Below are 13,914 nucleotides of genomic sequence, written 5' to 3'. Positions count from 1 at the left end.
AAATAAGTATATAATATTCCTACCCTCCATTTGTGAACTTGTTGACGGAAACGTGTGTTTCATACTATAATAAACATTATTTACATACTGCATGGATTGGATTGCAGGAGAGGCGGTAGCTTATGAATCATATGTCGGCTGAATATGGAGAAGCCGGTATTTATATCGTTGACCAGGATTACAGGATTGTATATTTAAATGACATGGTAAAGACCTATTATCCGGATTTATTTACTGGAATGTATTGTTATCAAGGGATGGGAAAGAATTCCTCCCCTTGTTTAGACTGTCCGTGCAGCACTGGTAATTGCGGGAAAGCAATCATATATCATGCTGATTTAAGGATGTGGATGGAGGTATCTTCTGGCATCATTGACTGGGTGGGACACAAAAATTGCAGGCTTATGATGTTTCGACCTGTGGATGAAACCAATAAAAATGTTTTTTACAATCTTACGGAGAATACAGTTTATGATGAACTGTTTGAATTAAATCTTTCAGCGAATACTTATAAAATCCTGTTTTATAAAAAAGATAAGTTTAAGATCCCATTTATAGAAGGCGATTTAAATACCATGTGTGTGGAGATCGCTAATCTTATGGTGCATCCAGACGACCGGGAACGGTTCCTTAAGTTTTTCCATATTCCTTCTTTTGTGCAACGGCTTTATGCCAATGGAAAGATTGTAAAAGAGGTATTTCGCAAGAGACTCGTTGATGGAACGTATTGTTGGGTGGATATGGCTGCCGTACTATTTCGTTATGGAGACAGTACAGATACTTTTGTTATGTGTTACGTCCAAGATATTGATCGAAATAAAAAAAAGGAAGTAGAAGAAGAGACGAAAAAGCGGGAAAAATGGGAAGAGATGGATTCAATGACCGGGCTTTTCCGTTATGGTCCGTTCTTTGAAAAAGCGGAGTATCTCCTTAAGCAGAGGGTGGGTACCGGGTACTTTTTAGTAGCGATAGATTTTGATCATTTTAAACTGTTCAATGAATGGTATGGAGAAGAGGAGGGAGATCGTTTTCTAAGCAGGATTGGGGATTATTTAAAGAATCTTGAAATCCGTTATGATTGTCTGGCTGGATACATGGGAGGAGATGACTTTGCTATCATAGTGCCTGCGGATCTTGCTATTTTAAAAGAAATGGAGACCCGGATTCAGACTTATGCGAAGGCGTATGGTGGAAATGCCGGATTTTTACCAGCATTAGGCGTCTATCAGATGGAAGATGGGGTTGTATCGGTGAGCATGATGTATGACAGGGCTTCCATTGCGCTAAATTCAGTAAAAGGCAATTACAGCAAACGGATTGGCTGGTATGATCCAGGGATGAAACGGAAGATGGAGTACGATCAAGTTCTATTATCCGATATACAAAGAGGTCTGGAGATGAAAGAGTTTATTTTTTATTTACAGCCTCAATGCAATATGCTCACGGGAAAAATTATAGGGCTGGAATCTCTGGTTCGATGGCAGCATCCGACGAAGGGAATTGTATCTCCCAAAGATTTTATACCTCTTTTGGAGCGGAATGGTTTTATTACATACTTAGATATTTATATTTGGGAATTGGTCTGTATGGAGTTAAGCAGATGGGCCAAATCAGGACGCAGACCAATTCCAATTTCAGTGAATATGTCCCGGATGGATATCTATGCGATCGATGTGGTGGAAAAGTTTAAGCAATTGGTGAAACAGTATGAAATAGCCCCCCAATATCTAGAAATTGAGATCACAGAAAGTGCCTATGCTGAGGACTACGATCTGATCCGGAATGTAGTGGAAGAATTACGAAAAGTTGGATTTCCGGTTTTCATGGATGATTTTGGAAGTGGTTATTCATCCCTTAATATGCTAAAAGATGTGAATGTAGATGTCATTAAAATAGACACAAAATTTCTTGAAATGAATGAAAATAGCCAGGGCCGAGGCATGGGAATTCTAGAGACCATCGTCAGAATGGCAAAAGTGATGCAATTAAAGGTAATTGCAGAAGGGGTGGAGAAAAAAGAACATGTAGACTTTTTACTTAATATTGGGTGTATTTACGGACAAGGTTTTTATTATCATCGACCGATCCCAGTTTCCGAGGTAAATGAGCTTTTGATGGAAGAAAGGAATGTAGACTTTAGGGGGATTCAGGCACGGCAGTTAAAACAGCTGAAGTTAGAAGATTTGTTTAATGAGAACATAACCAGCGAAGCTGTCTTAAATAATATGGTAGGTGCCATTGCACTTTATGAAGTTTATGAAGATAATTTTTCAGTTCTTCGTGTAAATGAAGAGTATTACCGCGTAACCGGAGAGAATCCTGTGGATATGGAAGAACACAAGGGATTTATGATCAATAAGATATATCGGGATGATATTGATCGAATACTTACTATATTTGAACATGCACTCCTTAATCCGATACAGGGGGCAGAAGGCATATTACGCCGTTACCGTTTAAATGGAGAACTGATGTGGATACATTTTCGGGTCTTCTTTTTAAGAGAACAGGATGGGCGGCGCTTGTATTATGGCTCGATTCGGGATGCAACCGAACAGATGGAACAGCGAAAGAAACTAGAGGAGTCTCAGAAGATGTTAAAGGATGTTCTAACTCTTGACGGTAAGAACATATCCTTTGATAATATTGCAGAAGAAAACCAGCGGGCGGCAGGTGCTGTTTTTTCTCAGATGGCGCCAGGTGGATTGATCGGATTATATTGCGAGAAAGGATTTCCTCTCTATTTTGCAAATAATGAAATGTTGCGATTATTGGACTATGATTCTTATGAGATGTTTTTCAAAGAGATGGGAGGAAACCTACTTCCCCTCTTTCATAAGGACGATTTAAGCGTGATTGATGGCACTGTATCGAGTCTAGCCCCTGGAATGGAATATAACTTTCAGCTACGGATAAAAAAAAGGGATGGTAGTTGGTTGTGGTTGTTGACGAAGGGACGGATCGTAAAAGCGGAAACAGGTCGTCTAGCAATCGTTAGTGCCTGTATGGATATCACAGATACCGTACTGGCTCAGAAAAAGCTTCAAGCTACCAATCGAATACTCCAGTTTAAAAATGATGAATTGGAATTTTTAAGCTCTGGTATGCAAGGGGGATATTTTCGATGTAAGAATTCAAATCAGATGGAACTGCTCTACATAAGTCCAAGGTTCTTAGAAATACTGGGTTATAAAGAAGAAGAAATAAGGGAACAATTTAATGGTCAGTTTGTATCCATGCTTGATCCAGAGGATAAAGTTAATATAATAAAACGGTTAAACTCTTTAAAATCAGAAGAAGTTTTAAAAGGTGTGAAGTATCGGATTCTTAGTAAACATGGATTTATCTGGATTTTGTGCCATATCAAGCGTTCGATGAGAGACGGAAAGAACTCCTTATATGGCGTCATATCCGATATTGATGAGAATGAGAAATTGCAGAATCAGCGAAAAGAAAATGAAACGTTTCGACAGGCTGGGATACAGATTTCTATAAATAAGGAAAAAGAATAGACCTCCATTTTCACATGTGGTATAATTTGAGAAAATCATTTTAGGAGAAAGGAAGGGACAAGAGTATGATAGCAGATAAGATGAGACCTCTTGTAGAAAACAATTCCGCCATCCGTGCCATGTTTGAAGAAGGGAAAAAGATGGCAGTTCAGTATGGGGCGCAGAATGTCTATGATTTTAGCCTTGGGAATCCAAACGTACCGGCTCCGGATTCAATAAACCAGGCAATCATTGATATACTGAAAGAGGAAGACACTACTTTGGTTCATGGTTATATGAGCAATGCAGGGTTTGATGATGTAAGGCAATCCGTTGCTGGCTCTTTGAATCGGCGATTTCAGACTGATTTTCATAAAGATAACATCCTGATGACTGTGGGTGCGGCAAGCGGCATGAACGTAATCTTAAAAACCTTACTGGATCCTTTGGATGAAGTCATTGTGTTTGCTCCATATTTTATGGAGTATGGCGCCTATGTTCGTAATTACGATGGTGTTCTTACTATCGTTCCACCTGACACCAGTACGTTTCAGCCTGATCTGTCTGAGTTTAAAAAGAAAATAACAAAAAAAACCAAAGCGGTGATTATGAATACACCGAATAACCCCACAGGTGTGGTTTATTCGGCAGAGACTCTTAAAAAAATCGCTTCTATTCTTTTAATAAAAGAAAAGGAATTTAACCATCCCATTGTCTTAATCTCCGACGAACCTTACCGGGAACTGGCATACGATGGAGTGGAGGTTCCTTATGTGACCTCTTTTTATTCCAATACCATTGTTTGCTATTCCTATAGTAAATCTCTCTCCCTACCTGGAGAGCGGATCGGTTATCTGGTCATTCCAGATCAGTTTGAGGATTCCAAACAAGTGATTGCAGCAGCAGTGATTGCAAATCGGGTACTTGGCTGTGTCAATGCGCCTTCCTTGATGCAGAGGGTGATTCTTCGGTGTGGGGATGAAAAAGTCAATCTGCAAGCCTATCAAAAGAACCGGGATCTATTATACGAAAGCTTAACTGGGTATGGATACACTTGTGTAAAGCCAGAAGGTGCGTTTTATCTATTTGTAAAATCACCTATTGAGGAGAAAGAATTTATTGATTTGTGTAAGAGACACCGGGTACTATTGGTTCCTGGATCATCCTTTGCATGCCCTGGATATGTACGGATCGCCTACTGTGTTTCGTATGATCAGATTGAGCGGTCACTGCCTGCATTTAAGATGATTGCAAAAGAATCTGGTTTGGCAGAAAAAAGGGAGGACAAGAGATGACAGCTTGGGAAACCTATGTGCGAAGAGTCACTCCTTATGTACCTGGAGAACAGCCCAAAGGAGAGGGCCTGGTAAAATTAAATACCAATGAAAATCCATATCCACCTGCACCGGGAGTCAGTCAGGCATTAAAGGATATGGATTATGAAAGATTTCGAAAGTATCCAGACCCAGCTTGTTCTTTGTTGATTGGGGAATTAGCTCGGTATTATAAAGTAAATGAAGATGAAGTATTCGTAGGAGTTGGATCTGATGATGTCATTGCTATGTCTTTTTTGACATTTTTTAATTCCTCAAAACCAATTCTGTTTCCTGATATCAGCTATTCCTTTTATAAGGTTTGGGCAGAGTTATTTCATATTCCCTATAAGACTCCGGCACTGACGCAGCAATTTGTGATCCGTCCGGAAGATTATTACAAAGAAAATGGGGGAATCATTTTCCCAAATCCCAATGCACCGACTGGATTATTCATGCCACTTTCCGAAGTAGAAGAGATCGTGATCCATAATCCGGATTCTGTGGTGATGATTGATGAAGCCTATATCGATTTTGGTGGTGTGAGTGCGGTAGAATTGACGAAGAAATATGAGAATTTGCTGGTGATTCAGACATTTAGCAAATCCCGATCTCTGGCAGGTATGAGGATTGGTTTTGCAATTGGAAATTCCAAGCTGATCCAGGCGCTCAATGACGTAAAGTACTCGTACAATTCCTATACACTCAATGAGCCATCTCTAATTCTGGGAACAGAAGCGGTAAAAGACGATGAATATTTTAAGGGAACGCTGAAAAGAATCGTAACAACAAGAGAGGAAGCGAAAAAGAAGCTGAGAAGTCTTGGCTTTACGTTTCCAGATTCTATGTCTAATTTTATCTTTGCAGAGCACAAAGAAAGAAAGGCAGAAGACATCTACATAGCTCTTAGAAAAGAGAATATTTATGTCCGCTATTTTCCGTCCCAAGAGTTAAATCAATATCTTCGTATCAGCATTGGTACGGAAACAGAGATGAACCAGTTATATGAATTTTTGAACAAATATCTTTAGTTTACTTCATTTTCACAGTGGGATTATGTGGGAAAAGGAAGGCAGGTGCATAAATGGAATTTATGAGAAAATATGGTAAAATCGCATTGAACATTGGAATTCCCATTGTCTGTTTCTATTTTATATGGATATGGGGGCCAAAATTAATTCGATTTTTTTTACCTTTTGTAATTGGCTGGGTGATTGCCATGATTGCCAATCCTTTGGTTCGATTTCTGGAAAAACGATTAAAAATTGTACGAAAGCATAGTTCCATGCTGATTGTAATTGTGGTTCTTTCTGCCATCCTAGCATTGCTTTATTTTTTGATTACAAAATTAGTCACCGAAGCCTCCGGATTGGTAAAAGATATTCCTTCGTATTATGATGTTGCTTGGGTTGAGGTACAGAAAATGATGCTTCGAATTGAAGGCGTGCTGCAATTTCTCCCTGAAGATGTTCAAAAATCTGTGAATCAATTTGTGAACCATTTAGGAGAATATTTGAATGTTATGGTACAAAAAATAGCTTCGCCTACATTTATGGCAGCAGGGAATGCAGTGAAAAGCATACCGGCAGCCCTGGTTTATACAATTGTGACCATATTTTCTTCCTATTTGTTTATTGTAGACCGCGATAAGATCGTTGATTTTTTCAAACGTTATATACCGGATGGGGGAACCAGATATTACCTATATTTAAAGTCCAATGTCCGGCATTTGATTATGGTGTATTTTCTTGCCCAGTTTAAAATTATGTTTATTGTCGCAGTTATTTTGGCTTTGGGATTCTTAATTCTTGGAATTGATTACGCGCTTCTTTTGGCAGTCATTATATCCATTCTTGATTTTCTGCCTATTTTGGGAACAGGAACCATCTTAATTCCTTGGGCGCTGGTGCGTTTGGTTTCGGGGCAATATGCATTTGGATTTGGCTTGGTGGTTATTTACGTTTTGACCTTGGTGATTCGCCAGATTATACAACCTAAAATTGTGGGTGACACCATGGGGCTTGATCCGATTATGACTTTGTTTTTTTTATATCTAGGATTTAAGATAAGCGGGATTGCAGGTATGATTTTGGCAGTCCCAGTTGGTATGTTGTTTCTTAATTTATATGAATTTGGTGCTTTTGACTCATTCATTGACAGCGTGAAAACTTTGATCCATGATATCAATCAGTTTCGTAAAACGCCAGATTAATAAAATCCAAGCAATCACTGGAGGAAGAGATGAAAAAAATCATTGGAATAAGAATTGCGATTTGTATGGCTGCCGCCTTCATTACTTCAGAAACGATCGCGATTCCTTTGGAAGGTTATTCTGCACAAGCATGGAAGATAGAAGAGGGACAATATGTAGATGCATCTGGAAAACCAATTGCAGGTGCCATAGAAAAAGGGATAACAGTCAGCAAATACCAGAATCGGGAAAATAAAAAAAACGGTGGAATTGATTGGAAACAGGTAAATGAAGATGGAATTAAATTTGCCATGGTGAGAGTTGGATATTTTAATGATCCGGACCCTTACTATGGGGTTAACATGAAAGGTGCATCCGAAAATGGATTAAAGACCGGTATCTTTTTTTATACCCAGGCGCTGGATACGCAGACGGCGATTGAAGAGGCGAACTATGTGCTTCGAATGGTAAAAGATTATCCGATTTCATATCCCATTGCATACGATGTAGAGTCACAGTATTTACTGGATCACAATCTATCCAGACAGCAGATTACGGATAATATTAATGCATTTTGCAAAACCATAGAAGAAGCAGGGTACCGACCGATTGTATATGCCAACCATAAATGGCTTACCCTATACATTGACTCGTGGAAGGTTCCATATGATGTTTGGTATGCAAGGTATGGGAGTGTCAACAACTGTAAGAATCGGACGATTTGGCAATGTACAGATAAGGGCAAGGTTGATGGAATTGCTGGGGATGTTACCATAGAATTTGCATTTGCTGATTATGGAGCCTTAATTCCGTCTGAGGGCTTTAAGACGATTGATGGCAAGCGCTATTATACAAAAGATTATAAAAAACAAACAGGCTGGATTCAGACAGAAGGAAACTGGTATTATATGGACTCCAATGGAGTTATGATCAGCAATACCACCATGGAAATCAATGGAATTTTTTACTCTTTTGGTCTTGATGGTGCCATGATCCAGACTGGGAATTAACGGAGTACAAGGTGAACGCGGAGAATAATTTAGATACGGATCGTATCAAAGGACTGGTGTGGAGGCTTGCTCTTCCCTCCATGCTAGCCCAGTTTGTCAGTGTTTTTTACAGCATTGTTGATCGAATGTACATAGGAAATATTGCAAAAACTGGAGAGATAGCACTAGCTGGAGTGGGAATTTGTGGCCCCATTGTAAGTCTGATTTCTTCTTTTGCTTTTTTAGTGGGAACCGGTGGCTCTCCGCTTATGAGCATTCGAATGGGGGAGAAAAATGAACGGGCGGCCAAACAGATTTTAGCCAATTCATTCCTGGTTCTACTGATTGTTTCGGTAGGAATTACGTTTCTTTCTTTCCTATTTAAAGATAGGATGCTGCATTGGTTTGGGGCAGAAGGGGTTATATTTGACTATGCAGATTCCTATCTGTCTCTTTATTTAACGGGGACTGTATTTGCACTTTTGTCAGCGGGGCTTAATCCCTTTATTATTTGCCAGGGATTTGCGAAAGCGGGTATGAAAGCGGTGCTATATGGGGCTGTTTTAAATATCCTATTAGATCCAGTTTTTATCTTCAGCTTTGGTCTTGGTGTAAAGGGAGCAGCGCTTGCAACCGTACTATCTCAAATGGTATCCTGTGCATATGGATTGACTTTTTTATTTGGACAAAGAACGTTGGTTAAGATAACATTTAAAGGCTATGATTGTTCTCTGATCAAACGAATTCTAACTCTGGGGCTGAGCCCATTCCTTATCGTTGCCTTCGATAATATTCTAATCATAACCCTGAATACTGTTATCATGCGATACGGTGGGGAGGGAATGAAAGGAATGCTTCTTACCTGTATGACCATTGTTCAAAGTTTTATGTTGATGGTTACCATGCCTTTAAGCGGAATTACTACCGGTACCCAGACGATATTAGGATATAATTATGGGGGAGGTCGGCCGGATCGGATCAAGGCTGCGGAAATTCACATTGCCATTCTAGCCCTTTTGTTTACGTCTATTATGTTTGTATTTGCGAATACCAGTGCTGGAATCTTTGTTCGTATTTTTACGCAAAATGAAACTTATGTAAATCTTACAGTTTGGGCAATCCGAATCTATACCATGAGCATTATACCACTGGCATTGCAGTATGTAGTAGTAGATGGATTTACTGGAATGGGGATTGCCAAGGCGGCAATCGCTTTTTCTATGTTTCGAAAATGTATATTTTTGGTGGGAGCGTTTGTGATACCTGCTTTATATGGAGCTGTCAATATTTTTTATACGGAACCACTTTCTGATCTAATTAGTTCAGTGGTGTCCGTTTCCATCTACATCGTTTTTTTTAACCGGATTGTAAATCGAAAATAATTATTGACATATGACAAGAACTGTTCTATCATAAATGTTAAACGATAAAATATCAGAAAATAAGGAGGTTCTAACATGAAAGTTGCAGTAACTTATGACAGTGGAGACGTGTTTCAGCATTTTGGTCAGTGTGATCAATTTAAGGTCTATGAGGTAAAAGAGGGAAACGTAACGAAAGAACAGATTCATAATACCAATGGGAGCGGACATGGAGCTTTGGCTGGTTTTTTAAAAGAACTTGGAGTGGATACTCTTATCTGTGGTGGAATTGGTGCTGGTGCAAGAAACATGCTGAAAGAAGCAGGGATTGAACTATATCCAGGGGTGCAAGGCAATTGTGATCAGTCATTAAAAGACCTAATAGATGGTACGCTTACCTATGATCCGGATACACAGTGCAATCATCACCACGAGGGAGAAGATCATGAATGTCATAATCATGGAGGAACCTGTGGGTAATAATTAAATAATAGAGAGAGAATGCCCGCGTTCAAGTGGAAGGTACGGAATAAACACTTGATTGTGGGCATTTTTTTAGAATGATAGATCAGGAATTAGAATTATCCGCTTTCACTTTTTGCAGAGGATAGATGGATAGGTTCCCATTAAAAACATAGGCAAGCGTGCAGACGATCACAAAATAAGGGAGATAGTTGAGTCCAAATACCTCGACACCGATGATCATGGGAGCGATGAGTGTATTGGTGGCACTTCCAAATACAGCGGTATACCCCAGAGCAGCGGTAAAAGCGGGAGGGAGATGAAGGAGTGATGCCAGTACGATTCCAAAGGAAGAACCAATGGAAAAGATTGGAGTGACTTCTCCTCCCTGAAATCCAGCACTTAAGGTGATTGTGGTAAACAATAGTTTTAGTATAAAATCCCATGGTTTGATTCCCTGGCTGAAACTCATGGATATTAAATTAGTGCCAAGACCAGAATAACGACCACTCATACAGAGAAGGGAAGTAATACTAATGAATATACCGATGACTAGAATACGGATCCAGGGGGTTTTAAATAAGGTTACAGCTAGATGTTTGGTTTTATGTAGAAGAAGGGAAAAAACACCTCCAGCGGCTCCAAATAAGATACCAATTAAAACCAGCTTCAAAATTAATGGCGAAGTTACGGTAATAGAATCAGTCAGTGCAAATGAAAATTTCTCAAGGCCAGCCCACTTGGAAACGTAACAGGCCGTGTAAGCACCGGTTAGAGCTGGTAAAATGGCTTCTTGTTCCAAAACGCCCACCGTTAAAACTTCAAGGGCAAAAAAGGTTGCGGCAACAGGGGTTTGGAATAGACCTGAGAATCCGGCAGCCATACCAGCGATCAGTAGAATCCGGCCACTGTTTTTCCGGCTGAAATATTTACTGAAACGATGGGAAACAGTGGCACCAATTTGTATGGCAACACCCTCTCTTCCTGCACTTCCTCCAAACAGATGTGTAAGCCAGGTTCCTACAATCGTAAAAGGGATAAGACGCAGTGGAATATCTGATCTTACTCCATGTCCAGTTTCGAACACAAGAGCCATTCCTTTCATACTTTCTCCCCCAAACGTCTGGTAACACCAAACAATAAAAACTCCAATTATCCCTAGAAATGGAATGAACCAATATGGATATTCTCCTCTAATTTCTGTGATCCATAAGAGTACGCGTCCAAATCCAGCATCAATCAAACCCACCAAAGCACCAATCGGAACGGCGATCAACGTAAGAAGAATCACATCAAGATAGGATTGTACAAATTTTTTCAACATTACTCCTCCAATCAATAAACGAAATGATAAATAATAAAAAAGCCAATGATCCTGCAAAAGCAGAAGTCATCAGCGTATCAGCGGTTTTGGCTTATGCCAAGGGAGCACTTCATTCCCTAGCTGGCATTGTAACACAAAAATTTTTTATTTTCAATCCCAAATATCCTTGACAAAAGCTGTTAATGTGATAATATAAACATATGAACAGTCATTCATATGACAAGATAAGAAATGAGGTGTAATATGGATCTAGAGGACAATAAAAAGATGGATACAGAGATCGATCAATGTGATTTTATCTGTGTACATGAATCGATTGTGAATCAAGTAATAAAAGCAATGCCGAAAGATCAGGAACTTATAGATCTAGCAGATTTTTTTAAGATATTTGGGGATGCCACCAGGATTCGAATTTTATATGTACTTAGCCAGTCAGAGATGTGTGTATGCGATATTGCCAATTTACTAAAGATGGGGCAGTCTGCTATTTCCCATCAGCTTCGAATCTTAAAGCAGATGCGATTGGTTAAAAATCGAAGAGATGGAAAGACTGTTTTTTATTCCCTTGCCGATGGACATATTGAGACGATTCTGGCACAGGGAATGGAACATATTAGTGAATAATACCATACGTTCATAGAATTAGTAGAAAAGGAGAGAATAATGAAAAAGATAATTAAGCTGGAAGGACTTTGTTGCGCAAACTGCGCGTCTAAAATTGAAGAGGAAGTAAAGAAACTCTCAGGGGTAAATCATGCATCGTTAAGCTTTATGACCCAGAGACTTACACTGGAGGTCGAAGAGAGTCAATTGGATGAGGTAATAGAAGCAGCGAGGGAAACAGCACATAAGATAGAACCAGAGGCAGAATTTAAGGTGCTTCGTTAGAACAAAGGAGCGGTTATGACAAAAAAACAGAAAAAAATGGGAATCAGGCTTTTGGTTAGTGCCGTTTTTTTTACAGCAGGTATGCTAGTAAAAGGAAAGGTGTCCTGGTATTTTCTTCCATTCATAATCTCTTATCTGGCGGCAGGGTATGATATTCCTTTAAAAGCCTTGAGAAATATTAAAAATGGTCAATTTTTTGATGAGAATTTTCTAATGTCAGTTGCAACGTTTGGTGCGATTGGTATCGGAGCCATGGAAGAAGCTGTTGGAGTTATGTTGTTTTATCAGATTGGGGAACTCTTTAACGACTATGCAGTGAACCGTTCTAGAAATTCCATATCCGAATTAATGGATATTAATCCAGAATATGCCAATTTAATCCGAAACGGAAAAGAGGAGAAAATAGATCCTTACGAAGTTGAAATTGGGGATATTATTGTTGTAAAACCAGGAGAGAAAGTACCTCTTGACGGTGTTGTGGTAAAGGGAAGCAGTGGACTTGATACCAAAGCACTTACCGGAGAATCTATGCCTGTGGAGGTTCAAGAGCATGATCCTGTAATCAGCGGTTCCATTAACTTAAACGGAGTTTTGGAGGTAAAGGTAAACCGGCTGTTTGACGACTCGACTGTTTCAAAGATTCTTGAGATGGTGGAGAATGCTAGTTCCAGAAAGGCAAAAGCAGAAAACTTTATCACCCGATTTGCAAGAATTTATACTCCGATTGTCGTTGTACTTGCTTTACTGCTGGCCATAATCCCTTCCTTGGTTACTGGTGAGTGGGGGGTGTGGATTTACCGAGCTTGTAGTTTTCTTGTGGTATCCTGTCCCTGTGCTCTTGTGATTTCCGTTCCTTTAAGTTTCTTTGGAGGACTTGGAGCTGCATCCAGACAGGGGATTTTGTTAAAAGGCAGCAATTACCTGGAAGCAATGGCATCTTTGAATGCGGTTGTGTTTGATAAGACAGGAACACTTACCACAGGTAAATTCACAGTCACAGAGGTGAATGCAAGCGCAGGAACCAAAGAAGAATTGTTAAAACTGACTGCCTATGGAGAGTATCATTCCAATCACCCAATTGCTATGTCTGTGAAAGAAGCATTTGGAAAACCAGTGGATGAGTCACAAATTCTAAAAACGGAAGAAATTGCCGGTTATGGAATCCGTGCAGAGGTGAAAGATAAGGATAGAGTATGGGAACTTTTCATCGGCAATGAGAGACTGATGAAACAACAGGGGATAGCGATTAATCAGGAAACTTCTATCACTGGAACCACTCTATTTGTAGCGGATCGAGATAAATATCTGGGTTCGATTACGATCTCAGATACCATAAGAGAAGATGTGCCAAAGGCATTAAAGGGATTGCGGGAAGCTGGAGTGGAACGGCTGATTATGCTTACGGGTGATAAGCCAGAAGTTGGAAAGCTGGTAGGAGAAACGCTTGGACTTGATGAAATCTATGGTGGTCTGCTCCCGGGAGACAAAGTTAACAAAGTAGAAGAACTGTTGGCAAAGAAATCAAAAACTGAAATGCTGGCGTTCGTAGGGGACGGCATCAACGATGCTCCTGTTCTTGCTCGTGCGGATGTGGGCATTGCCATGGGAGGAATTGGTTCAGACGCAGCGGTAGAGGCTGCCGATGTGGTGATTATGACCGATGAACCATCAAAACTGGTGGATACCATATTGATTGCCAGAAAAACTGTTGGAATCGTGAAACAAAACATTGTGTTCGCCATTGGGATTAAGATTCTGATCCTTGCTCTTTCCGCAGTGGGAATTGCTACGATGTGGGCGGCCGTATTTGGAGATGTAGGTGTTTCTGTTCTTGCAATTTTAAATGCAGTAAGAGCACTAAAATATAAGGGCAGACAATAAAAATATTGACAAAC

11 protein-coding genes and 1 riboswitch are annotated in these 13,914 nt (G+C 39.9%); of the genes, 10 read left to right on the top strand and 1 reads right to left on the bottom strand.

Translation table 11 applies throughout. From position 1 onward, the window contains the following. Nucleotides 1–122 precede the first annotated feature (122 nt). From EFT72_RS14355 to EFT72_RS14325, 7 genes are all read left to right on the top strand, one after another. Nucleotides 123–3,512 (top strand): EAL domain-containing protein, encoded by a 3,390-nt coding sequence (locus tag EFT72_RS14355; RefSeq protein ID WP_124067608.1) that lies wholly within the window; start codon nucleotides 123–125, stop codon nucleotides 3,510–3,512. Between the two features lie 65 nt (nucleotides 3,513–3,577). Beyond that, entirely contained in the window at nucleotides 3,578–4,786 is a 1,209-nt protein-coding gene (locus tag EFT72_RS14350) for a pyridoxal phosphate-dependent aminotransferase (RefSeq protein ID WP_124067607.1), read from the top strand. After that, nucleotides 4,783–5,835, top strand: coding sequence for a histidinol-phosphate transaminase (locus EFT72_RS14345; RefSeq protein WP_124067606.1), 1,053 nt, complete (start codon nucleotides 4,783–4,785; stop codon nucleotides 5,833–5,835). The genes EFT72_RS14350 and EFT72_RS14345 overlap by 4 nt, the downstream gene beginning before the upstream one ends. Nucleotides 5,836–5,888: 53 nt before the next feature. Continuing rightward, entirely contained in the window at nucleotides 5,889–7,016 is a 1,128-nt protein-coding gene (ytvI, locus tag EFT72_RS14340; RefSeq protein WP_124067605.1) for a sporulation integral membrane protein YtvI, read from the top strand. A gap of 29 nt (nucleotides 7,017–7,045) precedes the next feature. Then, the gene (locus EFT72_RS14335) at nucleotides 7,046–8,005 is read left to right on the top strand and encodes a glycoside hydrolase family 25 protein (protein ID WP_124067604.1); all 960 of its coding nucleotides are present in this window, start codon (nucleotides 7,046–7,048) and stop codon (nucleotides 8,003–8,005) included. 11 nt (nucleotides 8,006–8,016) lie between these two features. Then, complete coding sequence (locus EFT72_RS14330; RefSeq protein WP_124067603.1) at nucleotides 8,017–9,366, top strand: MATE family efflux transporter; 1,350 nt, start codon at nucleotides 8,017–8,019, stop codon at nucleotides 9,364–9,366. 75 nt (nucleotides 9,367–9,441) lie between these two features. Beyond that, entirely contained in the window at nucleotides 9,442–9,825 is a 384-nt protein-coding gene (locus EFT72_RS14325; protein WP_124067602.1) for a NifB/NifX family molybdenum-iron cluster-binding protein, read from the top strand. An 88-nt stretch (nucleotides 9,826–9,913) separates the two neighbouring features. On the opposite strand, the gene EFT72_RS14320 is transcribed toward EFT72_RS14325, so the two are convergent. Beyond that, nucleotides 9,914–11,131, bottom strand: a complete 1,218-nt coding sequence (locus EFT72_RS14320; RefSeq protein ID WP_124067601.1) for a chloride channel protein — start codon at nucleotides 11,129–11,131, stop codon at nucleotides 9,914–9,916. Nucleotides 11,132–11,184: 53 nt separating this feature from the next. Next, nucleotides 11,185–11,257, bottom strand: a riboswitch (Fluoride riboswitch). A 117-nt stretch (nucleotides 11,258–11,374) separates the two neighbouring features. Here EFT72_RS14320 and EFT72_RS14315 point away from each other — a divergent pair. From EFT72_RS14315 to EFT72_RS14305, 3 genes are read left to right on the top strand one after another with little or no spacing between them, the layout of a single operon-like run. Then, nucleotides 11,375–11,755: a metalloregulator ArsR/SmtB family transcription factor gene (locus EFT72_RS14315; RefSeq protein WP_124067600.1), complete on the top strand. Its 381-nt coding sequence runs from the start codon at nucleotides 11,375–11,377 to the stop codon at nucleotides 11,753–11,755. Nucleotides 11,756–11,794: 39 nt separating this feature from the next. Beyond that, nucleotides 11,795–12,019 carry a cation transporter gene (locus EFT72_RS14310; protein WP_124067599.1) on the top strand — a complete coding sequence of 75 codons (225 nt, stop codon included), beginning with the start codon at nucleotides 11,795–11,797 and terminating at the stop codon, nucleotides 12,017–12,019. A 15-nt stretch (nucleotides 12,020–12,034) separates the two neighbouring features. Beyond that, nucleotides 12,035–13,900 (top strand): heavy metal translocating P-type ATPase, encoded by a 1,866-nt coding sequence (locus tag EFT72_RS14305; protein ID WP_124067598.1) that lies wholly within the window; start codon nucleotides 12,035–12,037, stop codon nucleotides 13,898–13,900. Nucleotides 13,901–13,914 lie beyond the last annotated feature (14 nt).

Origin of the sequence: Clostridium sp. E02 (assembly GCF_003833015.1) — a bacterium.
Lineage (GTDB): Bacteria > Bacillota > Clostridia > Lachnospirales > Lachnospiraceae > Lacrimispora.
The sequence above is the reverse complement of the archived record's forward strand: the minus strand, read 5'-3'. Positions and strand labels throughout refer to the sequence as shown.